This window comes from Chryseobacterium sp. S90 (assembly GCF_047444895.1).
Taxonomy (GTDB): domain Bacteria; phylum Bacteroidota; class Bacteroidia; order Flavobacteriales; family Weeksellaceae; genus Chryseobacterium.
In genome coordinates, this window is sequence record NZ_JBLGCX010000004.1 from 240,914 (window position 1) to 265,904 (window position 24,991).

Annotated in this window: 25 protein-coding genes; 14 read left to right on the top strand and 11 right to left on the bottom strand. The window is 35.9% G+C overall.

Going from position 1 to position 24,991, the window contains the following annotated elements:
• Positions 1-30: 30 nt before the first annotated feature.
• The 5 genes from ACLMCG_RS13140 to ACLMCG_RS13160 form a co-directional block, all read right to left on the bottom strand.
• Entirely contained in the window at positions 31-2,736 is a 2,706-nt protein-coding gene (locus ACLMCG_RS13140) for a TonB-dependent receptor domain-containing protein (RefSeq protein ID WP_413959866.1), read from the bottom strand.
• 69 nt (positions 2,737-2,805) lie between these two features.
• Positions 2,806-3,168 (bottom strand): hypothetical protein, encoded by a 363-nt coding sequence (locus ACLMCG_RS13145; RefSeq protein ID WP_413959867.1) that lies wholly within the window; start codon positions 3,166-3,168, stop codon positions 2,806-2,808.
• Between the two features lie 19 nt (positions 3,169-3,187).
• On the bottom strand, positions 3,188-3,817 hold the full coding sequence (locus ACLMCG_RS13150) for a hypothetical protein (protein WP_413959868.1): 630 nt from the start codon (positions 3,815-3,817) through the stop codon (positions 3,188-3,190).
• 78 nt (positions 3,818-3,895) lie between these two features.
• A complete protein-coding gene (locus ACLMCG_RS13155) occupies positions 3,896-4,582 on the bottom strand; it encodes a response regulator transcription factor (protein WP_002982671.1) in 687 nt (228 codons plus the stop codon).
• Between the two features lie 161 nt (positions 4,583-4,743).
• Positions 4,744-6,288, bottom strand: coding sequence for a sensor histidine kinase (locus ACLMCG_RS13160; protein WP_142717251.1), 1,545 nt, complete (start codon positions 6,286-6,288; stop codon positions 4,744-4,746).
• Between the two features lie 201 nt (positions 6,289-6,489).
• On the opposite strand from ACLMCG_RS13160, the gene ACLMCG_RS13165 reads away from it, so the two are divergent.
• Positions 6,490-6,981: an SRPBCC family protein gene (locus ACLMCG_RS13165; RefSeq protein ID WP_413959869.1), complete on the top strand. Its 492-nt coding sequence runs from the start codon at positions 6,490-6,492 to the stop codon at positions 6,979-6,981.
• Positions 6,982-7,093: 112 nt separating this feature from the next.
• Here ACLMCG_RS13165 and ACLMCG_RS13170 read toward each other — a convergent pair whose 3' ends face one another.
• The 5 genes from ACLMCG_RS13170 to ACLMCG_RS13190 all read right to left on the bottom strand — a co-directional run bounded on the left by ACLMCG_RS13170 (position 7,094) and on the right by ACLMCG_RS13190 (position 11,485).
• Entirely contained in the window at positions 7,094-7,435 is a 342-nt protein-coding gene (locus ACLMCG_RS13170; protein ID WP_047422243.1) for a hypothetical protein, read from the bottom strand.
• A 40-nt stretch (positions 7,436-7,475) separates the two neighbouring features.
• A complete protein-coding gene (locus ACLMCG_RS13175) occupies positions 7,476-7,835 on the bottom strand; it encodes a four helix bundle protein (RefSeq protein ID WP_047422502.1) in 360 nt (119 codons plus the stop codon).
• Between the two features lie 10 nt (positions 7,836-7,845).
• A complete protein-coding gene (locus tag ACLMCG_RS13180; protein WP_413959870.1) occupies positions 7,846-9,891 on the bottom strand; it encodes a S9 family peptidase in 2,046 nt (681 codons plus the stop codon).
• A 172-nt stretch (positions 9,892-10,063) separates the two neighbouring features.
• Positions 10,064-10,804: a uroporphyrinogen-III synthase gene (locus tag ACLMCG_RS13185; protein ID WP_149834373.1), complete on the bottom strand. Its 741-nt coding sequence runs from the start codon at positions 10,802-10,804 to the stop codon at positions 10,064-10,066.
• Between the two features lie 12 nt (positions 10,805-10,816).
• Positions 10,817-11,485 carry a DUF4271 domain-containing protein gene (locus ACLMCG_RS13190; RefSeq protein WP_413959871.1) on the bottom strand — a complete coding sequence of 223 codons (669 nt, stop codon included), beginning with the start codon at positions 11,483-11,485 and terminating at the stop codon, positions 10,817-10,819.
• Between the two features lie 242 nt (positions 11,486-11,727).
• Between ACLMCG_RS13190 and ACLMCG_RS13195 the strand changes: the two genes are divergently transcribed.
• The 4 genes from ACLMCG_RS13195 (at position 11,728) to ACLMCG_RS13210 (ending at position 15,132) form a co-directional block, all read left to right on the top strand.
• Positions 11,728-12,444: a polyprenol monophosphomannose synthase gene (locus ACLMCG_RS13195; RefSeq protein WP_047422245.1), complete on the top strand. Its 717-nt coding sequence runs from the start codon at positions 11,728-11,730 to the stop codon at positions 12,442-12,444.
• A 5-nt stretch (positions 12,445-12,449) separates the two neighbouring features.
• Positions 12,450-12,818: a DUF4296 domain-containing protein gene (locus ACLMCG_RS13200; RefSeq protein WP_223598399.1), complete on the top strand. Its 369-nt coding sequence runs from the start codon at positions 12,450-12,452 to the stop codon at positions 12,816-12,818.
• A gap of 64 nt (positions 12,819-12,882) precedes the next feature.
• Positions 12,883-14,013 (top strand): tRNA guanosine(34) transglycosylase Tgt, encoded by a 1,131-nt coding sequence (gene tgt, locus ACLMCG_RS13205; protein ID WP_142717246.1) that lies wholly within the window; start codon positions 12,883-12,885, stop codon positions 14,011-14,013.
• A 6-nt stretch (positions 14,014-14,019) separates the two neighbouring features.
• Positions 14,020-15,132 (top strand): LptF/LptG family permease, encoded by a 1,113-nt coding sequence (locus ACLMCG_RS13210; protein WP_223598400.1) that lies wholly within the window; start codon positions 14,020-14,022, stop codon positions 15,130-15,132.
• Here the strand turns inward: ACLMCG_RS13210 and ACLMCG_RS13215 are convergent.
• Positions 15,126-15,839, bottom strand: coding sequence for a biotin--[acetyl-CoA-carboxylase] ligase (locus ACLMCG_RS13215; RefSeq protein ID WP_413959872.1), 714 nt, complete (start codon positions 15,837-15,839; stop codon positions 15,126-15,128). The two genes, ACLMCG_RS13210 and ACLMCG_RS13215, sit on opposite strands and share 7 nt — an antisense overlap.
• 87 nt (positions 15,840-15,926) lie before the next feature.
• On the opposite strand from ACLMCG_RS13215, the gene rsfS reads away from it, so the two are divergent.
• The 9 genes from rsfS to ACLMCG_RS13260 all read left to right on the top strand — a co-directional run bounded on the left by rsfS (position 15,927) and on the right by ACLMCG_RS13260 (position 24,967).
• Positions 15,927-16,292: a ribosome silencing factor gene (gene rsfS / locus ACLMCG_RS13220; protein ID WP_047422250.1), complete on the top strand. Its 366-nt coding sequence runs from the start codon at positions 15,927-15,929 to the stop codon at positions 16,290-16,292.
• A 21-nt stretch (positions 16,293-16,313) separates the two neighbouring features.
• Complete coding sequence (ftsH, locus tag ACLMCG_RS13225; RefSeq protein WP_047422251.1) at positions 16,314-18,335, top strand: ATP-dependent zinc metalloprotease FtsH; 2,022 nt, start codon at positions 16,314-16,316, stop codon at positions 18,333-18,335.
• Positions 18,336-18,471: 136 nt separating this feature from the next.
• Positions 18,472-19,053 (top strand): LUD domain-containing protein, encoded by a 582-nt coding sequence (locus ACLMCG_RS13230; protein WP_047422252.1) that lies wholly within the window; start codon positions 18,472-18,474, stop codon positions 19,051-19,053.
• Between the two features lie 25 nt (positions 19,054-19,078).
• Complete coding sequence (locus ACLMCG_RS13235) at positions 19,079-19,951, top strand: phosphatidate cytidylyltransferase (protein WP_223598403.1); 873 nt, start codon at positions 19,079-19,081, stop codon at positions 19,949-19,951.
• Positions 19,952-19,955: 4 nt separating this feature from the next.
• On the top strand, positions 19,956-20,612 hold the full coding sequence (locus ACLMCG_RS13240; protein ID WP_149834046.1) for a phosphatidylserine decarboxylase family protein: 657 nt from the start codon (positions 19,956-19,958) through the stop codon (positions 20,610-20,612).
• Between the two features lie 429 nt (positions 20,613-21,041).
• Positions 21,042-22,034 (top strand): helix-turn-helix transcriptional regulator, encoded by a 993-nt coding sequence (locus ACLMCG_RS13245; protein ID WP_413959873.1) that lies wholly within the window; start codon positions 21,042-21,044, stop codon positions 22,032-22,034.
• Positions 22,035-22,131: 97 nt separating this feature from the next.
• Positions 22,132-22,545 carry a transposase gene (locus ACLMCG_RS13250; RefSeq protein ID WP_413959874.1) on the top strand — a complete coding sequence of 138 codons (414 nt, stop codon included), beginning with the start codon at positions 22,132-22,134 and terminating at the stop codon, positions 22,543-22,545.
• 1 nt (position 22,546) lies between these two features.
• Positions 22,547-22,867: a helix-turn-helix domain-containing protein gene (locus tag ACLMCG_RS13255; protein WP_413959875.1), complete on the top strand. Its 321-nt coding sequence runs from the start codon at positions 22,547-22,549 to the stop codon at positions 22,865-22,867.
• Between the two features lie 300 nt (positions 22,868-23,167).
• A complete protein-coding gene (locus ACLMCG_RS13260; protein ID WP_413959876.1) occupies positions 23,168-24,967 on the top strand; it encodes a hypothetical protein in 1,800 nt (599 codons plus the stop codon).
• Positions 24,968-24,991 lie beyond the last annotated feature (24 nt).

A 24,991-nucleotide genomic window follows, 5' to 3' on the forward strand; every position in this document is an offset into this window, starting at 1 on the left:
CTCCAGGCTTCATTCTTCCAGCTTCCCGCCTTAAAACGTCACATCCAGTCCTACATAAAAGTTGGCCTTCATAATCGGTGCGTATACCATTCCTCCGTCAAAATAATTTCCGAAAGGATTTTTAAAATCAACAATCGCATTTTTCTGATAATAAGAAGTAAGGTTTTCACCTCCTACATAAGCTCTGATCTTTTTATTGAAGTTTCTTGAGATCTGAGCATTAAGAACCGCATACGATTCCGAATACGTTGGCAACTGAAACTCTGCCGGATTACTTGAAGTATCAGGAAGTCTCTGTTTTCCTACCCAGTTTAAAGTCGTATCAAAGCTCCAGAATCCTCCATTGTTATTTTTATTGGTAGAATAGGCTAAATTCACAAATCCTCTGTGCTTTGCCATAAAAGGAACTTCTCTTCTTCCTCCGATATAATCTGCCTGTACATCATAGTATTTGTAAGCAAGTCTTACATCAAAGTTTTTGAAAGGAGTGAAATCCCACTGAGTCTGGAATGAGTTTGCAAACGATTTTCCTTCCAGATTATAGAATGTCAGCTGCTGAGGAGATTTGTCAAGATCCACCAATACCTGATCCTGGAAATCTGTTCTGAAGAAATCAGCGATGATACTGGATTTTCTACCGAATAATTTGAATTCCTGTTGTAAACTTGCACCGTAGTTCCAGGCAATTTCAGGTTTTAGACCGTAAATATTTCCTCCGTTGGATAAAATGTTAATAGCTCTGTTCGATGCAAAATATTGCTGGCTTTCCGCAAATACATTCGCTGTTCTGAATCCTCTTCCCGCTGAAAGTCTTAAAATAGTCTGAGGTGTGAAATCATACTTGAAATTTAGCCTTGGCGTAAACTGAGTTCCTGCCAGATTATGGAAATCCACTCTGGTTCCCGCTACTAAAGTATATTTTAAACCTGTTAAAGTATATTCCGCAAAGATTCCCGGTACAATTTCATTTCTTTTCAGGTCGTTCAACAAATAAGTTTCCTTATAACCGTCATACAAGAAACTTGCTCCAGCTTTATACTTGTGGTTGGTATTTCCGATAATGCTTTCAAAAATTAAATTGGAATAATACGTGTGCTGCTGCCCTGCATAATTTCTCAGTCCGAAGAAACTATCCTGCTGGTGATACACATACTGGTTCATCCATCCGATACTCTGGTAAGGTTTTCCTTTAAAAACATATCCGGTCTTATTCCAAACCTGAAATCTTGAAATATCAATTCCTACCCCATAAAAAGGCTGTTTGTCCTGAGCCAGTTTTTTATCAAAACCAACTTGTCCTGCCGTTCTTTCATCTCGGATAAAATTAATTCCGAAGTGAGATCCGAATCCAGATTTTTCAAGATCATTATAATTCAACAAATACGCTGCATTGATCTGAGTTCCTTTCGGCCTGTCCAGAAAACCGTCATCATTCATATCCGTATTTCCAAAAGTTCCGTTTCCGTGAAGAAGGAAAGTTTGTGACCATTTGTCGTTGATGGGAGAGACGTTGGTAATATTCACTTCAGCCCTTCCATTGAAATCAGAAAAGAGGTTCAGTGAAGTTTCCGGAGTCTTGGCATTCTTTAAAAGTTCAGTATTGATTTGTCCCGTAATGCTTTCATAACCATTTGTCACAGTACTTCCTCCCTTCGTAAGCTGGATACTTTCGATCCATCTTCCCGGAATGAAATTTAATCCATAGGCAGAAGCCAAACCTCTGATTTCGGGCAATTGTTCTTTTGTTAAGCTGGTATATTTCTGATCCAGACCGAGCATTTTCAGCTGTTTTGTTCCGGTAACGGCATTGCTGAAAGAAACATCAACCGTTGCGTTGGTTTCAAAACTTTCAGACAGATTACAACAAGCTGCTTTTAAAAGTTCTTTTTTATCAATATTAAAAACAAGACCTGCTTCTTTCTTGCTCAATGAAGTTGCAGCTTTAGAACCTGTTACCACTACACCGTCAATGTTTTTTTCATGTTGGGAATGGTCTTCTTTAGCTGGTGAAGTCTCGTGGTCTTTATGATCTCCCTGCTTTGTTTCTTCTTCATAATGTACCTTTGGATTGGCTTCACCAAAAGTAAAATCTCTATCATAGAGGCAACATCCCGGAAGCCCATTGTACGTTGCATCCGAAGTCTTGTATTTTTCATTATCATGACCTGCATCGGCAATCGCTTTTAAGATCTTATCTGCTGAAGTTTTTGACGGGTCAAAATTTAAAATAACGGTTTGCTTTTCTGCATTCCATTCTGCAGCAGTGGCTCCTGCATCTTTAGATGCTTTTTCAATTCTTGCTTTACAAGAAGCACAGTTTCCTCTAACATAGAATTCATTTTCTTTTTTAACAGAAACATTGGCATTTGTATGGTGTTCGTGATGAGTTTCCGCTTGGGATGGCTGCAAATCTCTATTATACAGACAACATCCCGGAAGGCTATTGTAAGCAGCATCTGAAGCTTTGAATTTTTCATTATCATGGCCTGCTTCAGCCACTTTTTGAAGAATGTCATCTGTAGATACCTTGTCCGTTTCTAAAGTTAAGGTTTGAAGATCAACAGAGTAAACTGCTGTTTTAGCTCCTGCTTTTTTGGCAGTACCTTCAATTCTTGTCTTGCACATTTCGCAGTTCCCTTTTACCTTGAACTGATTTTTTGAAAGTGTCTGAGCAGATATAAATTGTGTAAACAGGAATAATGCACCAAGTATCAACCTGGAAATTGGTAATTTCATTTTGTTTAAAAGTTTAAATTAATTAAAAATCAGTTCATTATAGAGTATAATGAACCCATAGTATTTTAATTAACCTATCTTAGGCGGCTGCCAGATTTCCTTTAAACGGTCTGAAAGATAAGGATCTGAATATCGGAACTGGGCATTCTTATTCGCTTTGTAATAAGATAGTTCCAGACGTAGATTTTTTGAGAAAGGAGTTTCAATAAAAGTATAGCAGGCAACACATGATGAGCAGCAGTCATCATTACATGATTTTGTTTTGTCATGTTCGCTGTCTTTTTTTGAAGAATGGTTTTTGCAGCAGTCACTTTTTTTCGAAGATTCTGCTTTACAGCATGTTTCCTGCATTGCCTGTGCATAGAAATTATCCTTGGGAATTAAAAAAACTCCCAGGCAAAATACAATTGCAAGTAGATGAAACAGCTTCATATCTGCAAAAATAAGAAATTTATGGCAAAGGATCACCAACTTTTAGAGAACAGCTGTGCCAAGGTTCTCCGTGTGCCGGGTTTAATTTAGGTTTTTCTCCCATTGCCAGATTCTGTGCAGCAGGTGCTGGAGCAGGAGTTGTTACATTTTGGGCTGGTTGAGGAGCTGGTGCAGGTTTGCTGTTTAATGGCTGCCCTACAGGAATGTCACATCGGTGCCCAGGCTGTCCGTGTGGAGGATTCATCCCCGGAGCAGTTTTTGCCTGCTTCCCGTTATTATCAAGAGTGATTTTTCCCGGTGATACTGCATTCGGATCAATCTGAACAATATTATTTCCGTTTGTATTTATATTTTGTGAAGCTGGAGCAGCTGAAGATTTACTGTTCAGCGGTTGTCCTACCGGAATGTCACATCTATGGCCAGGTTGTCCATGTGGAGGGTTCATTCCTGGAGCGGTAGCCATTGGAGCAGGAGTAGAGGAAGATTGAATACCTGCCTGATCCATCAGTGATGTTTTTGAGGTTGTATTAAGAGCTACGCTGGGTTGTCCGGCGTTGGCTTCTTCTTTTAAATAAGTTGCTTTTTCATCCTTCTTACAAGATGCAGCTAATAGTGATACGGCGATCAAACCTATAAATGTATTCTTCATATCCATGGGTATGAAACAAAATTAGCAAAACATTTTCAATTGTTTTGCTAATTTTATATTTATAATAAGGTTTTTGCCTTAATTTTTTACCAAAAGTCTGAATCCTTCTCCGTGAACGTTGATAATTTCTAATCCTTCGTCGTCTTTTAAGAGCTTACGAAGTTTTGCAATATATACGTCCATACTTCTTGCTGTAAAGTAATTTTCCTTTTTCCAGATTTTTCTTAAAGCAAGATCTCTAGGCATGAAATCGTTTCTGTGGATACAAAGAAGCTTCAGTAATTCATTTTCTTTAGGAGAAAGTTTGTATTCTTTATCACCTACTTTCAACTGTCTCAGCATAGAATCAAAGAAAATGTTACTGATTTTAAACTGCTCCTGTTCCTCATTTTCCAATGTAGAACTTCTCTGCAGAATAGCCTTGATTTTGTATAAAAGAAGCTCAGTATCAAAAGGTTTTGTGATATAATCATCAGCTCCCAGCTGGTATCCTTTCAAAATATCTTCTCTCATATTTCTTGCTGTAAGGAATATGATCGGTGTATTTTTATCAATCTTTTTTACATCTTCAGCTAATGAAAACCCATCTTTTTTAGGCATCATTACGTCAAATATGCAGATGTCGAATTCATTTTCTGTAAATTCTTTAAGTCCCTGCTCCCCATCAGTAGCCAGTGTTACTTCAAAATTATTGATGGTTAAATAATCTTTAAGCACCGCCCCGAAACTCTGATCGTCCTCTACTAATAATATTCTGTTGCTCATAACTTTTAATAATTAATAATTAACATTAAGAATGAACTTCCTCACTCTATCTTCTATATTTTGATATTTGGTTTAAACTTTATAATTGATGAATAATAAATGATCGTTGATATGAAAGAGATTTTTTTATTATTTATCGCTTATCATCTATCATTTTTTTTCTAGCTCATTGGCAGTTTTATCGTGAACGTACTTCCATTTCCTTTATGAGAGTCTACGATAATCTGTCCTTTGTGCAGTTCTACAATTTTCTTCACATAGGAAAGGCCTAATCCCTGTCCTTTTACATTGTGAATATTTCCGGTTTCTTCCCTGAAGAATTTTTCGAAAATTTTGGTTTTATTTTGGGTATCCATTCCCATTCCCTTATCGGAAATCTCAATGATATACCAGTGTCCTTCATTTCTTGTTTCCACATGTATTTCCGGTGCTTCAGGAGAGTATTTATTGGCATTATCCAGTAAGTTGACCAGCATGTTTGAAATGTGGAATTCGTCTATTTTAAAATTATAATGGGTGGCGTTGAATTTCTGGGTAAGCGAACCGTTTCTTTGCTGTACAATCAGATTGAAAGATTCTGTGGTTCTTTTGATCAATTCTCTTACATTGGTTTCTTTTAAAAACAATTCCACTTCATTTCTTTCAAGCTTGGACATGTTAAGCACGTTTTCCACCTGTTTTTTCATCCTTAAATTCTCCTGCTTGATGAGTTCTGAATAATATTTTACCTTATCCGGATTGGTGGCAATTTTATCATTCGCTAAAGAATCCGTTGCTACAGAAATGGTTGCCAGTGGTGTTTTGAACTCATGAGACATATTGTTGATGAAGTCTGTTTTTACTTCAGCAAGTTTTTTCTGTCTCATCATATAATTGATGGAAATAATATAAATTCCAAGAATAGTAAGAAGAGAAAGAAAAGTTCCTAAAAGCATAGGCCAGTTGTTCATCGCCAGTGAGTATTCTTTTTTAGGGAAAACCAATGCGAGGCTGTACAGTGTATTTTTTTTATCTGCAAAAAGTGGAAAACTGTAGATATTACTGTCCTTCTTCTCTTTGTAAGCTTTATTCACAATGCTTGTCAGCTTGTTGTTGCGGTCAAGAACTCCATATCCGAACTTGGCAGATATTCCTCTTATTTTGAGTTCTTTAGCAATCACGGAATCAAGCGTTTTCGGATCCACTCTTTTGGTGATAGGGAGATTATTACCATATACTTTCACAAATTCTTTCATGGAGTAATCTCCGGTTTCAATCTCCTGATTGATATCTGTGGTAAGAAGCTCACGATTAGTGGTATCTCTTTTTATTTTATAGGCTGCCTCGTCTGTATATAATGTTGTCAGCTTGATAGAATCTCCTTTTTGAGAAATCGGCAGCTGTGTTTTTTCAATAATATTTTTGGAGTAAATAATCTGTCTCTGAGTACCGGAGTCTTCAACCTGTTGAATAGTCGTTAAAGACGGCTGTTTGCTGTTCGCAAGAATATTTTTTCTGAAGTCCTTATAATCCTGATTCAGATATTTGTCGGCTTCAATCTCTTCAATACTTTTTGAAGTACTTTCCAAAACTGCATACACTTTATTTGAAAAATCCTGTTCCAGTACACCGTAATAGCCTTTCAACCAATAAAATTGGAGCGTCACAAAGACAATCAGTGAGATCGTCATAAACACTGAAATTATTGGGATGAATTTGTTATTCATTATTTAATTATATATGTTTTGGAAAAATGAATGTTAAAATTAATTGTTTTAAGACTACATAAACAAAAAACGAGCCAAATAATTGTTTTATTTTTCTTAAAAGAGTGTTTTTTAACAATTATTTATGAATTATCTTTTACTTGTCATATGAAAAGTCCCTTTCAATAAATAAAGTGCTAACTTTATTAAAAATAAAAATATATGGAATCTAATATCATTTTCAACAAAGATTTTGATGCAGCCTCTATTTATGTCATGAAAATCTATAAAGCTGATGTTTCAACAGTATGGGATCACTTTACCAAATCCGAATTATTGGATCAATGGTGGGGACCTAAACCCTGGAGATGTGAAACGGTAAAACAGGATTTCAGAGAAGGTGGAATCTGGATGTACTCAATGATAGGACCAAACGGTGAAAAAGGACCTATGTATGCTCAGTCTCAGTATGGCGAAATTACGGAACACAGAAGTGTTGACTGGATGAGTGCTTTCTGTGATGAAAAAGGAAAGATCAACGAAGATTTTCCAAGGTCAAAATGGCTGCTCGGTTTTACCGGAGTGGAAGAGGGAACCAAAGTAACCATCAATATCCATTACCATTCTGAGGAAGTTATGAAAAAAATCTTGGAGATGGGATTTGAAGAAGGTTTTACTATGGGACTCAGTCAACTTGAAGAACTGATTGGATAAAATTTGAAAATGTATAGAATACAGTTATTTATAAAAAAGAGGGTTTTTTCCATGGAAAACCCTCTTTTTATTTATCGGAAGTTATTAACTTCTTGCTTCTTTTTTCCAGCTTTTACAAAAGCTCTTCTTCCTGGAAGTAATGAATAATCGCCTTTTTCATAAGTAAGCTCTGCTCATTGGGCTTTAATTCCGGAAGGTCTTCCAGTTTGTCAAACTGAGGCCATCCGTCTTCATAGTGTGTGAATTTATAATAACCAAAAGGCTCAAGCAATCTGCACACAGCAATATGAATCAGGTTTACCTTGTCTTCTTTAGTATATTTCTGCTGGCCGCTTCCCAGTTCCTGCAACCCGATCAAAAATAAAAGGGTTTCTATGGGCGGGTTCTTCTCAGTCTGGAAATTGTCTTCGAAGAACTGTTCTATTTTTTTCCAATATTCGGACTCGTTGATCATAATTTGATAAATAATAAATGATGATTGATAAATGATAAAGTCATTCCTTTAGCATTTTTCTGTACGAAGAAGTTACTTTCAGTATTTCTTCAGTGTTTGTTTTTATATCTGTTAAAATTGTTTTTTGAACATATTCCAGTTCTTCCAACATTTCAAGCCAAAATAAAGTTTCATCAGTTTCCTCTATCACTATAGATATTTTAGAAAATCTTTCAGCTTTTGATCTTGCTCTACACATGGCTCTATAATTGGCTGCCATGGATGTAGAAGATCTATATATTTGCTTTCTGATAACTGAAAACGCTTCGTTATAGGGCTGTTTAGATAATTCCTTAATAATAGTGACGGCTAGCTGCTTTGTTTTAGAAGCAAAAATTGTGTTATAATCAGGGCTATCCATCATTGATCATTTATGAATTATCATTTATTTTCAACAGAAATGCATATTCTAATGCGTCTTCTTTCAGAGATTCAAATCTTCCGCTTGCTCCTCCGTGTCCGGAACTCATGTCGGTTTTAAAGACTAAAATATTATTATCTGTCTTTAGTTCTCTAAGTTTTGCCGTCCATTTGGCAGGTTCCCAATACTGCACCTGAGAATCGTGGAATCCTGTTGTGATCAGCATATGTGGATAATCTTTAGCTTCTACATTATCATATGGAGAATAGTCTTTCATATAATGGTAGTATTCTTCATCATTTGGATTTCCCCATTCATCATATTCTCCGGTAGTCAAAGGAATCGTATCATCCAGCATTGTGGAAACAACATCTACGAAAGGAACCTGTGCTACAATTCCGTTGAATAACTGAGGTTCGTAATTGACCACAGCACCTACCAACAGACCTCCGGCACTTCCTCCCATCGCGTACATATGTCTCGATGAAGTATAATTTTCTTTGATTAAATGTTTCCCTGCATCTATAAAATCAAAGAATGTGTTTTTCTTGAATAACATTTTTCCGTCCTCATACCATTCTCTTCCCAAATATTCTCCACCACGGATGTGGGCAATAGCATAAATAAAGCCTCTGTCAAGAATAGATAATCTTACATTTGAGAAGCTGGCGTCAACCGTATGCCCATAACTTCCATATCCATACAGAAGAAGTGGAGTGTCAGCTGATTTTTTGGTGTCTTTATGATATACTAATGAAATAGGAACTTTGGTCTTTCCATCCCTTGAGTCTGCCCATATTCTTTCTGAAATATAATTTTCAGGAACAAATTTTCCACCCAACACTTCCTGTTGTTTCAGCAGTTTTGTGGTTTTGTCCTTCATATTATACTCATACGTAGAACTAGGTTGTGTAAGAGAGGTATAACCGTAGCGTAAAATTTCTGTGTCAAATTCCAGATTAATTCCGATATAAGCTGTATAAGTAGGATCGGAGAATGGTAAATAATAAGATTCCTGTGTCTTCTCATCAATAATTTTGATCTGAAGCAATCCTCTTTCTCTTTCCTCAAGAACCAGATAATCTTTGAAAATTTCAAAGCCCTCTAACAAAACTTCAGCACGGTGTGGAATAACATCTACCCAGTTTTCCATACCACAATTATCAATTTTAGCTTTTACAATTTTAAAATTGATCGCATCGTCAGCATTGGTAATGATGTAAAATTCATCTTCATAATGCTCTACTGAATATTCAAGATCATCAATTCTTGGCTGTATTACCGTCCATTCTGCAAATACATTGTCAGAAGGAATAAAACGATGTTCATCAGAAATAGTACTTGAACTTGCAATGAAAATATATTGTAAAGATTTTGTTTTAAATACGTTGACATCAAAAGTGTCATCCTCTTCATGGAAAATCAGTATGTCTTCTGAAGAATCAGTTCCTAATTGATGTCTGTATACCTGGAATGCACGGAGACTCTTGTCTTTTCTAATGTAAAAAACATGCTGGTTGTCATTCGCCCAAACTGCTTTTCCTGTTGTATTTGGAATAGTGTCCAGTAAAATTTCTCCTGTCTTTAAATTTTTAAAATTAAGCGTATAAATTCTTCTTCCTACGTCATCAGAAGAGAAAGAAGCCAGTTCGTTACCAGGGCTTACTGCTACACTTCCTACTTCAAAAAATTCTTTGCCTTCTGCCAGTATATTAACATCAAGTACAATTTCCTCCTCGTTGTCAAGGCTTTTGTGCTTTCTGCAGAAAATAGGATACTCCTTGCCTTCTTCATAACGTACAATATACCAGTATTCATTAAAGAAATAAGGCAGAGATTCATCATCCTTTTTATAACGGGCTTTCATCTCTTCAAAAAGCTCTTCCTGAAGAGCCTCTGTATCTTTCATGATGAATTCTTCGTAGGCATTTTCTTCTTCAATATATTTGATGACTTCAGGGTTTTCCCTTTCATTCAGCCAAAAGTAATTATCGATCCTTTTATCGCCGTGGGTTTCTATTATTTTTTCTATTTTTTTTGCCTGTGGAGCTTTCATCCGGATATTTTGATTTTTTTATTGAGCAGAGTTTGTCTTTACACTTTCCTTCTGAAAGTAAGCAATTTATGCAGACGTCTCATTCAATGTTAATTTTCGTTCAAATTTAGGTAAAAAAAAACCATCTTTCCTTTATTGAAAAGATGGTTGATGGTATTTTTATAATTAAAGACTATTTATGAAGTGCTTTAATATACTTTTCAAGGGCCATTGTCATGGAAGGAGTTTCCTTCGTAGGTGCCATTAAATCTACTTTTAATCCAGCTTCTTCTGCAGCAGCCAACGTCGTGTTTCCAAAAACTCCGATCTTGGTTTCATCCTGCTTGAAGTCAGGGAAATTTTGTTGTAGCGATTTGATTCCTTGTGGACTAAAGAAGATCAACATGTCATAATCTTTAATGTTGATGTCTGTAAGGTCACTGCATACGGTACGGTACATGATTGCTCTTGTCCAGTCTGCATTAGATGCATCCATGGTTTTCACAATATCCGGGCTTAAAACATCTGAAGATGGCAACAGATATTTTTCAGTTGGGAATTTTTTGAAAAGAGGAAGCAGGTCTGAGAAATTTTTCTCCCCAAAGCTGATTTTTCTTTTTCTGTACACAATATGCTTTTGAAGGTAGTTGGCAATTGCTTCCGACTGGCAGATATATCTCATTGTATCCGGAACGGCAAAACGAAGTTCTTCCGCAAGTCTGAAGTAATGGTCAATCGCATTTTTACTGGTAAAAATAATACCGGTATACTGCGTCAGATCTATTTTCTGTGTTCTGAGCTCTTTATTGTCAACTCCTTCGACGTGGATAAATGGACGGAAATCAATCTTTATTTTTTCCTTCTTCGCTATATCCAAATATGGAGAAGACTCACTAGGCGCTGGTTGAGAAACCAATATAGACTTTATTCTCATCATTGACATTTATTAAAAAAATAACAACTTCCAAAGCAATAATAATGGTGCGATTTGGAGGGTGCAAATATACAAAAATTTATAATACCATTTTTCAGGAAGAATCTTGTTCTTGTGAAATAAATAGAAAAAAACTTTGAAAATGAATACAAAAGAAAAGAAACACAAATAATACAAGAACATTTTATTTCTGTCGATAGGGAAGTAATAATGGGCTACACAAAGAATTATTAACAAAAATGTAAGGATAAAATAAAATTTTGTGGAGGTAAAATAAAAAATAGTCCATTTTTTTCCGTCCCCTATACTTTGATAAAATAAAAAACCAAATGTTGATTTTATTAAATAAAAAAACAACACAGCCAGCAAAGTATACCCAAATTTATTAAGCTGATACCCCAAAAGCTGAAGATCGGCAATGTATTTCGGTACAACAGGAATATACTGTGAGATCAGAACAGATAGGGTGAGGGTCGTCACACAAGAAGTGATAATCCAGCTGGGAAGGTTGTTGCTGGCATCAAAATACTTTTGAAGCAGAAAATCCCTGAGACTGGCATCCCTTTCTATGACGTTCATCATAAAAACATATAAAAATATACAGCCCACGAGGATAAAGATTACCCAGTCATTGTTCTCAGGTATTCTTACGTGATTGATGAAGTGTTGTGATGATGGCAAAATTTAAGTTTTTATTATTTATTATTTAACTTCTGATAGCACAATCCGGCACAGATTTTACTGTCACCTGTTTCATGTATCCGCAGTTAAAATATTTGCTCTCATCGATTTTACGTATTGTTCAGATCTGTTGAATAAAAGTTTCTGTTTCATCCGCTTAATCCCTGAGAAATATTTTTGCAAAATTATAGATTATTTTGTATAAAATAAAAAGGTTAAATAAACTATCTTTGCAAACTGAAATGAAAAAACTCGTCATTATCCCCACATACAACGAAAAGGAAAATATTGAAAATATTATTTCCGCGGTTTTTGCATTGGAGGACGACTTTCATATCTTAGTTGTGGATGATACTTCCCCGGATGGAACAGCAGAGGTTGTAAAAGAATTGCAGAAGAAACATCCGCATTATTTGCATCTTTCAATAAGACATGTGAAAGACGGGTTGGGAAAGGCATATATTCACGGATTTAAATGGGCTATCGAAAATAAATACGATTATATTTTTGAGATGGACGCCGATTTTTCCCATAATCCTAATGACCTGCCGAAATTGTTTGAAGCATGTATGAATGCCGATATGGCCATCGGTTCCCGATACTCAAAAGGAGTGAACGTGGTCAACTGGCCCATGGGAAGAGTCCTGCTTTCTTATTTTGCATCAAAATATGTAAGATTTGTACTAGGTCTTCCGATTCATGATACTACAGCAGGATTTGTCTGTTTTTCAAGAAAAGTATTAGAAGAAATAGGATTGGATAATGTAAGATTGAAAGGCTACGGGTTTCAGATAGAAATGAAATTCAGAGCATTCAAGAAAGGCTTCAGAATTGTAGAAGTTCCTATTATATTTACCAACAGAATTTTAGGAGAAAGCAAAATGAACGGTGGAATTATTCATGAAGCGGTTTTTGGAGTACTGAACTTAAAATGGAAATCAATCATCAACAGATTATGAAACTGATGAAAAAGTTAATCTTTATTTTCGTTTTGCTGAGCCTGTTTTCGTGCAGCGATTATATAGATAAGCCTAAAAATCTGATCGATAAAGACCTAATGGCAGAAATCATTGCAGATCTTGCGATCAACGATCAGGCGATCTTTGTATATCCTGACAAAAATATGGAAGCTGGTACAAGAGCTGTCCTGAAGTCGCATAAAGTGAAATCTGAAGACTTTGTAGAAAGTTTCAAATACTATGTGATCAAAGAAGAAATGGATGGGATTACCAATGATGCACAGCAAATACTGCTGAAAAAAGATCCCAAAGCAGATAAATACGTGAAGGATAAACTGAAACAGAACGCTGTTGTACCCCCTTTGGTGAGATAATGCGGATGGAGTTTCTAACCTATAAGGAATCACTGATAAAAAGGTGAATTAAAAAAGTAGAAAGATGAAATTTTTTAATATAGAAAAAACCTCTGAAGGAAAAGCAAGAGCAGGGGAAATTACCACAGATCACGGGAAGATTCAAACTCCCATTTTTATGCCTGTGGGAACTGTTGCAAGTGTGAAGACAGTTCATCAGAGAGAATTAAAAGAAGACATTAAAGCACAGATTATTCTGGGAAATACTTACCATCTTTACCTTCGTCCGGGAATGGAGACGATGCAGGATGCAGGTGGTTTACATAAATTCATGAACTGGGATCTTCCTATTCTTACCGATTCAGGAGGTTTTCAGGTGTTTTCACTGGCGAGTAACAGAAAAATGACAGAAGAAGGTGCGAGATTCAAATCTCATATCGACGGAAGCTACCACATGTTCTCTCCGGAAAGATCAATGGAGATTCAAAGACAGATCGGAGCCGATATTTTCATGGCTTTTGACGAATGTACTCCTTATCCTTGTGATTATAACCAGGCGAAATCATCTATGGAGCTTACACACCGTTGGCTGAAAAGATGTATTGAATGGACAAATGATAATCCTGAATTGTATGGGTATAAGCAAAGACTTTTCCCAATTGTTCAGGGGTCTACTTATTCTGATCTCAGAAAAATTTCTGCAGAAGTAATTTCTGAAGCAGGAGCCGAAGGAAATGCCATCGGTGGACTTTCCGTTGGAGAGCCAGAAGAAGAAATGTACAGAATTACAGATGAAGTGACGGATATCCTTCCAAAAGAAAAACCAAGATATCTGATGGGAGTAGGGACTCCATGGAATATCCTTGAGTCTATCGGACTGGGAATTGATATGATGGATTGTGTAATGCCAACAAGAAATGCAAGAAATGCAATGCTCTTCACATGGCAGGGGGTGATGAATCTTAAAAATGAAAAATGGAAGCGCGACTTTTCGCCTTTGGATGAATTTGGAACAAGTTTCGTAGATCGTGAATATTCAAAAGCGTATCTTCGCCACCTGTTCGTATCTAAAGAATATCTGGCAAAACAGATTGCTTCGATTCATAATCTTGCATTCTATCTTGATCTGGTAAAAGTAGCCAGAGAACATATTATTGCCGGAGATTTCTACGAATGGAAAAACTCCATAGTACCGGTTCTTAGACAAAGATTATAAGAGAATATGCTTAAAATTGTAGACAGATATATCATTAAAAAATACCTTGGAACTTTCAGTTTCATGTTGGTGTTATTGTCTATAGTCGTATTGGTAATCGATGTTCAGCAAAAGATTCCAAGGATAGAAAACGCCAAAGCCATTGATCCGAAACTGGATCTGATGTATTTCCTGGTACATTTTTATCCCTTCTGGATTATTAATCTTGTAGTGACTTTCCTCTCCATTCTGGTATTTATTTCGGTGATTTATTTTACCTCCAGAATGGCAAATAATACCGAAATTGTTGCTATTATCAGTAGTGGAGCCAGTTTTTACAGGTTTTCCAAACCCTATCTTGTAACATCCATTTTTATTGGTTTGATTGCCCTTGTGGTATATCATATGGTTCTCCCTTGGGCGAATATCAAGAAAAATGAACTGGAAGCATACACTTATAATGCAGCCAATAAAGAAAAGATTTTAGGAACAGCTCCAGCCTCTTCACAGCTGAGCAAAACAGAATATATCTTTGTTGATTCCTGGAATAAACGAGAAAAAAGAGGATCTAGTTTCGTTTATCAGAAATATGATAAAGACAGAAAAATGACCTATGAGCTGAAAGCAAGCGAAGTGTATTGGGATCAAGCCAAAAAACAGTTTGTTCTCAATAATTATCTGGAAAAAACAATCAATAAAGACAATACAGAGAAGCTAGGCAACGGAATAGAATTAAGGAAAAACTACGGACATTCGCCGGAAGAACTTTTCCCTAACGAACTTTTGGGTCAAAATAAAACGACACCCGAGCTTCTGAAATTCATTGAAAGAGAAAAGGCAAGAGGAAACAGTAACCTGAATTCTTATCTGAATGAACTTCATCAAAGAACTTCAATGCCAGTTTCTATCATTATTCTGACATTCCTGGCGCTTTCCCTGTCATCACAAAAGAAAAGAGGAGGATTGGGAATAAACCTTGCAATAGGAATCTCATTGGCCTTTATCTTCGTGTTTTCATTTGAAGCCTTGAAAGTAGTTTCAGAAAATAAAAGTTTGTCTCCGGCAGTAGCCATGTGGCTGCCAAATATGGTGTTTTTACCGCTTACCCTTTATCTGTATATCAAAAGAGCCAATCAGTAAAGTAATTTTACTTCCTTGTGATAAAAGGAATGCATTCCGTCTTCCAGTTCGATCCAGAGTTCACCCTTTTCGTCTGCATTTCGGATGATGCCATTTTGTCGCTCTTTTTCAATTTCAAAGACAGAGATCTGATCTTTTCTGAAAAGGTTGGCGTTGAATCCATCCAGGATTTTCTGGTCAGAAGGAATGTTTTTCAGCTTCTCAGACATATATTCATGAAGGTTTAATGAAACTTCTTCCAGATCGAATGGGATGCCTGTCTGCGTCAGGAGTGATCCTGCATTAGATATTTCATCAAATTTGTCCTGAAGAATATTGATTCCGGCTCCTATGATGAAATAATTATTTTGATTAATTTTTTTCTTTTCTATTAAAATTCCAACGATTTTTTTACCTTTAAGGATAATATCATTCGGCCATTTGATTTTTACCTCTGATTCAGACAATTTGGCAAGGAAATCCCGGATAATCATTGCGGTATAATAATTGAATATAAAGTCAGAGCACAAGATGTTCTGAGTATTGATTGCCAGCGTGTAAGCCAGGTTTTTTCCGGCAGTTTGAGTCCAGACATTTCCATACTGACCACGACCTTTAGTTTGATTAAAAGTATGCAGTCCAATAAAATCTGAATTTTCGTAAAGTAAAAACTTTGATATTTCGTCATTAGTAGAAGAACATTCTTTCAGATAGAAGAGTTGGCTCATTTAAGAAAACTTTAAGACATTAAGAGGGTAAAAGTAAGGTTAAAGTAAAGAAAAAACAATAAATTTGCAGATTATAGTATTTTTTTAATGAATAAAACAGCAGAAAAACAAGCGTTAATAGATAAAATCGTTGAAGCTATCCAGGATGTAAAAGGAGAAGACATTATGATCTTCGATCTTTCCAACATCGAAAACTCCGTAGCAGAAACGTTCGTGATATGTAGTGGAAACTCAAATACACAGGTAGCTGCATTGGCGGGAAGTGTTGAGAAAAAAGTAAGAAACGAACTGCAGGACAGACCTTGGCATGTAGAAGGTACTGAAAATGCAATGTGGGTATTGGTAGATTACGTTTCAGTGGTGGTTCATATATTTCAGAAGCAGGTACGTGAGTACTATGATATAGAAGAGCTTTGGGGTGACGCAGTCATTACCAAAATTGAAAATCAATAATAAAAATTTTAAAAAGTCTAAATGAATAATAAAGGATTCAACTGGTTCTTTCCAATTGCAATCATAGCCCTTTTGCTCTTCTTTGGCTCCAATTTCCTTGGAGGTGACAGTGCAAAATCTATTGATGAAGATGGTTTCTTTAGAGAAATGCAGGCGGGGAAAGTCCAGAATATAATTATATACAAAGACATAGAGAAAGCTGATGTTTTCCTAACAAAAGAAGCAAAATCGGCAATGGTTTCCAAAGCCGGAAAAGAAAATAACCCTCTTTCTGCCTTTGAAATGGCTCCTAAAGCAGATTTTTCTGTGAAATATGGAGACCTTCAACTTTTCCTTCAGAAATTTGAGCAGGTGAAAGCCAGCAATCCGGTTATTAAAACTACAAAAGATTACGGAACAGGAAAAAGTGCATTGATGGACATCTTAGTTCCTGCACTGGTCTGGATTTCGATTCTGGGATTATTCTACTTCCTTCTTTTCAGAAAGATGGGAGGTGGCGGAGGCCCTGGCGGACAAATCTTCTCTATCGGTAAATCTAAGGCAAAGCTTTTTGACGAAAAAGAAAGAATTCAGGTGACATTTAAAGATGTTGCAGGATTGGAAGGAGCTAAAGAAGAAGTTCAGGAAGTTGTGGATTTCTTGAAAAACTCTGAAAAATATACAAAACTGGGAGGTAAAATTCCTAAGGGAGTCCTTTTAGTAGGCCCTCCGGGAACTGGTAAAACATTATTGGCAAAAGCCGTTGCAGGTGAAGCTAAAGTTCCGTTCTTCTCACTTTCTGGTTCTGATTTCGTTGAAATGTTTGTTGGGGTAGGAGCTTCCAGAGTAAGAGACCTTTTTGCTCAGGCTAAAGCAAAATCTCCGGCGATCATCTTTATTGATGAGATTGATGCTATCGGACGTGCAAGAGGAAAAAATAATTTCTCTGGCGGAAATGACGAAAGAGAAAATACATTGAACCAGCTTCTTACTGAAATGGATGGTTTCGGAACAGATGTCAATGTAATTGTAATGGCGGCTACCAACAGAGCGGATATTCTTGATAAAGCATTAATGAGAGCAGGTCGTTTTGACCGTTCTATCTACGTGGATCTTCCAGAGCTTCACGAAAGAAGACAGATCTTTGATGTTCACTTGAAAAAGATCAAGCTTGATGATAATGTTGATAGAGATTTCTTAGCAAAACAAACTCCTGGATTCAGTGGAGCAGATATTGCCAATGTTTGTAATGAAGCAGCATTAATCGCGGCAAGATATAACCATACTTCTGTTACAAAGCAGGACTTCCTGGATGCGGTAGACAGAATTATTGGTGGACTTGAAAAGAAAAATATGGCCATCAAGCCATCTGAAAAAAGAAGAGTTGCTTATCATGAAGCAGGTCACGCTACCATCTCATGGCTCGTAGAACATGCATCACCACTTTTAAAAGTAACGATTGTTCCAAGAGGTCGTTCTTTAGGAGCAGCATGGTATCTTCCGGAAGAAAGGCAATTGACCACTACTGAGCAAATGTTGGACGAAATGTGTGCAACATTAGGAGGTAGAGCAGCAGAGCAGGTAATCTTCAACAATATCTCTACAGGAGCGCTTTCTGATCTTGAAACAGTAACGAAGAGAGCACAGGCTATGGTGACTATCTACGGATTAAGCCCCAATATTGGTAATATTTCTTACTATGACAGTTCAGGCCAGTCAGAGTATAATTTCGGAAAACCTTATTCTGAAGAAACGGCTACTAAAATTGATGCGGAGATCAAATTGATTATCGAAAATCAGTACGAAAGAGCAGTAAGGATTCTTGAAGAAAATAAAGATAAACTGGATGCTCTGGCCAATAAATTGTTAGAAAAAGAAGTGATCTTCCGTGAAGACTTAGAAGAAATATTCGGAAAAAGAGCATGGGATCCTGAATTGACAGAGAAGCCCGTTACCAATACGATTCCTGAAAAAGATCAGCCGGTAGTAGTGGAAACACCTCAGATCAAAGATAAAGAAGAAGAAAGCGAAATACAGGCTCCAGAAAGCCCGACACAGCTTTAAGATTCTTAAAAAATAAACCTTACCAAAACCTGACAACTCCAAAATTGTCAGGTTTTTTCATATTTAAAGAGATATTTTGGACTCTATTGTAATTTATTTTCTATTTTTGTATAAAGTTGACTAAAAATAGATTAAGTTGAATTTATTCAAGAGGATTGTAAGCAAACTTACCAACCAGCCTGAAGAAGAGGACAAACAGAGCCTGGAGAAGCTTGGGGATTCGCTGAAAAATGCGGATCTTGACTATAAGTTTGCGCAATTATTTACGCATTCGGGGGGATTTTTTAATTATTGTGCAGATGAAGCGGAGGCTCTACAAACTTTAAATCAAATTATCAAAATAGAAGGTATCCACAATCTTTTCTGTTGGGATAAAGAACTTCATAACTTTTTGAACGTTGTGAAGACTTCTTACACGTCAGAACTGCAGCCATCTAATGACGCTGCATTCATTACTTGTGAATACCTGATCGCCTATGATGGCAGAATCATGCTTTCACACAATAATATTCTTCATTATCATTCTTCAAGACTTCCCGATAGAATTATCATCATTGCCAATGTTTCTCAGATTGTGAACAACCTGAATGATGCCATGGGAAAAATAAAAAGAAATGGAAATATCAAGAACCTTACTTCCATCAGTGGAAGCCAGTCAAAAATGGACAGTTCTTCCAATTCCAATACAAAACTGTTTTTATTATTGCTTGAAGATTAAGCAAACCACTTCTAAATTTTAAATTTTGGATAAAAATCTCATTCAAAGAACCGTATCAGGTATAGTTTATGTAGCCGTCATTATTCTTTGTTCGACTCCGCTGGGAGCGCAACTGTTGAACAGCATTGCCCCGGGCCTTATCAAACAACAGTATCTTTTTTATGGCTTAATGAGTCTGTTACTGATTGTGGGAACATGGGAATGTGTCAAAATAATGAAGTTTGGAAACGGCTATGAAAAATGGATCGTATATCCATTGGTCATTTTTATATTCTATATTTTTTCAAAAAGATATTTCAGCCACGATTTCTTTTTTGATTTCAGACTCAGTGAAATACTGGCGCTGGCTCTAATTGGGATTGCTGTGGTTACTTTATTCAAATATCCCAACGAATTATACTTCGACAGCGGGAAACTTATTTTTACCGTTATTTACGTAGCGCTCCCATTCAGTTTTGCATTGGGACTGCCAAAGTTTTCGAGCTATAGTGATACTTTCTCACTGGAAGTTTTATTCTTGTTTATCCTCATCTGGAGTAGCGATACCTTTGCTTATCTGGTAGGAAAGTTTTTTGGTAAACATAAAATGGCTCCTAAAATTTCCCCTAAAAAAACATGGGAAGGATATGCAGGAGGTGTAGTGTTAACATTGGTTTTATCCTACTTTATTGAACATTATCAGCCTGAATTGAGAGGGAATTGGATGGTTGTAGGATTTTTGGTTGCTGCTTTTGCTCCATTAGGGGATTTGGTAGAAAGCCAATTGAAAAGAAATTTCGGTGTGAAAGACAGTGGAAACATCATTCCAGGGCATGGAGGAGTTTTAGACAGACTGGATAGTTTTATTATCTGCGTTCCTGTCGTATATTTGTACTTTATTTTAGAAAAATTTATTTAGTCTCATGAAATTACATAGAGAATCAAAAGGAACAATTACCGTTGCGACCATACTTTTTATTATTTTGGGCGCTTTAGCAATTTATTTCCTTAAAATATGGTCCCTGCTGATCATTATGCCTTTGTTGGTTATTTACAGTTTAGTTTTCTGGTTTTTCAGAGTTCCGGATCGTAATATCTTAGATCACAAAGAAAACGTGATAGCTCCGGTGGACGGAAAAGTGGTAATGATCAAAGAAGTGGATGAAGATGAATTTATAAAAGGGAAAGCTATTCAGGTTTCTATTTTTATGTCACCGCTAAATGTTCACATCTGTAGATATCCGGTTTCGGGTGAAGTGATTTACAAAAAATACCATCCGGGAAAATATCTGGTAGCATGGCATGAAAAGTCTTCTACAGAGAACGAAAGAACTACTGTAGCTGTACAAACTATGACCAATCATAAAGTGGTCTTCAGACAAATTGCCGGATATGTGGCCAGAAGGATTGTTTTCTATTGTAATGAAGGCGATAAAGCAAAAGCCGGACATGAGTTCGGATTTATTAAATTCGGTTCCAGAATGGATGTGTTCCTGCCTTTGGATACTGAGATTATCTGTAAGATCGGAGATATTACAAAAGGAGGTTTGGATGTTATTGCCAAACTGAAAGAAAATTAAGATTCTTATCATATATAAACTGAAAAGAGAGCCTTCCTGGCTCTCTTTTTTATTTGAAGGATGAAGGACTAAACAGCACATTTGAGTTTAACTACGCATGAGTAATATTGCGTATCAAGGAAAGAATACCTTTTTGTTTGTATTTATAATTTTGCATATTAAAAAATACACAAGCTATTTAAACTTTTAAAAGAGGTAAAATAAACAGACATTAATTTTTATGAAAATGTCTTTTATTTGATAATTTAAATGTTGGATTTTAGTAAATTGTAACTGGAAAACACAAATCATATTCTTTTATCGCTAAAAATTACAAACCTATATTTTGTTTTGTGAGTTTTTATTTAAAAGCTATTAATATTGGGAAATTTATGCTGTCAGTAGTACAAATGCCAACTTGAGCTTGTGAAAACATAAAAAAACAACAAGATGATTTATAAGTTTTTCTTTAAGATGATTAATGATGAAACGGAGAAAACGGATGATGACTTTGACAGCAACTATCTGAATCTTATTAACCGTTACCTGCTTTTATTGTTTCTCATCTTCCTGTTCTATTCCGTTTTTATTATTACTTTTTTCGGGGATATGCTGATCTCAACATTTCTTACGGTTATTACCTTTTTCTGGTTGTTTCTAATGGCGTTAAAAGGGAAGACAAAACGGTTTAGAAATGTCTTGAAAAGTTCCATCCTCTTTATATTTGTCTTACTGACTTTTATAGTGAGTTTCTTTAATATTTATACTTACAAAAATGCGGGAGTAGAGTATTTTTATTTTTGTCTCTTGTTTGCCGTTCCGTTCTTTCTGAACTATAAAAAAGACGCTTTTGCTATTTTTTTCATTACGTTTATGATCAGTATTAATTTTATTGTATGTCTGTATTTTGATTTTGACTTCCTGCCTAAGAGTCAATTTATAGAAGCCGGGGATTTTAAAACAATAAAGTTGCTGAATATTTTATTTTCCATTGCCTCTTTCCTGATGGATATTGTTTTTATTACTCAGAAAGATGCACTGATTCATGGCTTGATTTCTGATAAAAAAGAGAAAGATTCTACCATTAAAGATCTGGTAAAAACAAATACGGAACTGATGAAACATCAGATGCTTATCAACCATCTTTCAGAGGAAAATATTGAGGAAATTTTAAGTCTGGCAGAAAGTAATTCACCCATGTTTTTTGAAAAATTCCAGGTGTTTTTCCCTCATTTTATACCGGGTGTTTTAAAAATAAATCCTAATCTTATTCATTCCGAGCTGTATTTCTGTGCTTTAATGAAACTTGATTTTGATACCAAGAAAATAGCACAGTGTACCAATAACAGTATTCGGGCAGTAGAAAGTAAAAAATACAGGATTAGAAAAAAACTGAATATATCCTCTGAGATCAATATCAACAGCTTTTTGATTAAAATTTAAACAAAATTCCGATTTTTGTTACTCATACGTAGTGTTGAGTACCGATGGGTGGTATTTTTTGTTTTTCTTGTCAATATTTTTACTTAAAAATATTGTGATGAATATTAAGAACATTCATATTGGAAGCCTGATAAGATCCAAAGTAGTAGAACATCAGATTTCAATAGAAAGGATCTCCCGATTTTTAGACAGAACAGAAGATGATATAGAAATGATGTATCAGGCAAAAAGTATTGATACGGATATATTGATGAAATGGTGTAAGCTATTAAAGTTTGATTTTTTTAGATTTTATACCGGTCATCTTATTTTATATGCTCCGCAGTCAAGAATTGATAATGAATTCAGAGAAAAGGGGAGTTCCATAGTTTTCAGGAAAAGTATTTATACCCAGGAGGTAAAGAATTTTATACTTGAAAAAATAGAAATGGGAGCAATGACTGCCAATGAAGTTGTTGAAAGATATAAGATCCCCAAAACAACTTTATACAAATGGATGAAAAAACTATAATATGATACCTGACTATAAGCAGATCTATACCGATATTCTTAAGGAAAAGTTTCCGGAAAAACTAATAGATATAACCATCAGGAATAAGTTAGAAAGATTACATTCAGCGATTGATATTCTAAAGTTTAATCAATTGATTTTTGGTGATCCGGAATATGCAGTTGGGTTCAAAAGTCAAAGACTCCGCTCTTATGATGAAGAATCCATTTTGGAAATTCTCAGATATCAGAAAAAAAACGGACTTAGCAATTTTCAGCTTGGCTGTCATTTTAAAATAAGCAGAAATACCATTGCCAAATGGAAAACTGTCTTTAAAATATGAAATGACATTGTAGTTCATTGGGCTTAATTAAATTATTTTTTTTGATAAGCAAATAATAATTGTTTTTGTGTTTGGTTGGTTGTAATTTTTTGAATTTATTATTGAATTAAATGAAATAACTCAACTTTCTATCTGTATTTCCATGCGCTCCGAATTTGCTGTGGTTTTGTGAGTTTTACTACGCGTGAGTAGTATTGCGTAGTGAAAATTAATTTGTAATTGTCTGAGGGTGATAATTTTGTGACGGTTAAATGACTTAGTCAAAAATTTTAATCATTAAACAATTATAACTTTAAAATGATGGAAACAAAATTTACAATTCCCCCAATCAAAGTCTTGCTGATAGCACTGCTCTTTGCCTTTGGAAAATTTTATTCACAAGCCAATAATGGCGCGGTAGGAATTAACACTACTACACCGAATGATAATTCTGTTTTGGATGTCATCTCAGGAAATAATAACAAAGGAGTGCTGATTCCGCGGCTTACAGAAGCACAACGAAATGCCATTGTAATTAATCAATCCAAAGATGACGGACTGACAATTTACAATACTACAGAAGATTGTTTCAATTACTGGAGTCTTGCGGATAACGAATGGAAAAGTGTTTGCGGACAAATGGGAAAAGCTGTTTTTACTATAGATTGTTCTACTTCCAAAGCAATGGGAAGCTATGTGAAAGGGAAAGAACTTACCAATTCTAATTACCTGAGTATCGCGGTAAATGTTACAAAAGTGGGTAACTACACTATTTCCGGAACTACGACAAACGGGTATAACTTTTATGGAACGGGAGTATTTTTGAATACAGGAACACAAACGATACAGATTCCTGGGCAGGGAACTCCTCAGAATATCCAGACAGATGATGTATCACTTGAAGCCAATGGAACTGCTGTTACCTGTACTCCGGCGATCTCAATTACAGTATTGAGTCCTGCAGGAACATATACCATGAGCTGTGGAAATGCAACGGTAAATGGCGTGTACAAAGTAGGAACGGCTCTTACAGCTTCCAATACGATTACGTTACCGGTAAATGTTTCAACATTGGGAAGTTACACGATTACATCCAATACAGTTGACGGGATATCTTTCAGTGGGTCAGGAACATTTACAGCAACAGGAAATCAAAATATAACATTAGGCGGAACAGGAACACCGTCTTCTACATCAGTGAAAACAATTACTATTACTTCAGACAGTCAGGGAGGAGTATCTACAACCTGTTCTGTAAATGTAGTGGTTGTAATTCCTAAGAAGACAGTACTTCATATCGGATTAGAAACAGCGTATGGCTATAGTGCTTACACCGGTCCTTCACGAAGTCTGATGGATGCTCCGACAAATTTTGGAACAACAGCCTCAAGTATTGTTAAATATGAAGGTTTTACCCATATATCTTTAGGAAACTCACCTTCATCAGCAGCTATTCAGACAGCTCTTAATAACAAACCTGATATTGTTGTCATTGGTTACAATTATACCCCTAATGCTACAGAAGCCGGTTATATTGCTTCTTACCTTAATAAAAAAGGAGTTGTAATTGCTATGACAGATGATACAGGTACAGCACAGAATTTATTCAGAGGAATATTCTCTGATCCTACAATCTCAGCTTCTTATGGTGGCGGTGCAGGTTCTGTTTATGCTCTTACCAATTCTGATGATCCTATCCTTAACGGACCTTTTGGAGATGTAAGAGGTAAAAACTGGGGGGAAGATGCCTCTACAACAGTAAATATTTCCGGATTGACAAGTGGATTTGTTCCTTACAGCTATGCACAACCCATTAACAGCACCACTGCAAGAACAGGAATTTCGGGATTAAGAAATACCAGTTTAAACTTTATATGGTTTGGTGACGGTGGTTTTTTAAGTAATGAAAATGCGAACGGAAATCAATATGCAAGCAATACCATTGAGCCTTTTGTAGCACCGAGTTCGGGAGGATATTTCCCGGTTCAGAAATCTTCTTACGGATATGCCGGAAACGGATATGCAACAGGATCAATGCAGGTTCAGAATTCGATTCTTTTTGCCAATATGATCGCGTGGGCAATCAAACAGGCGGAATTCAGCGGAATAAACACACAATGATAAAGTTTTTTAAAGAGGGCTCCG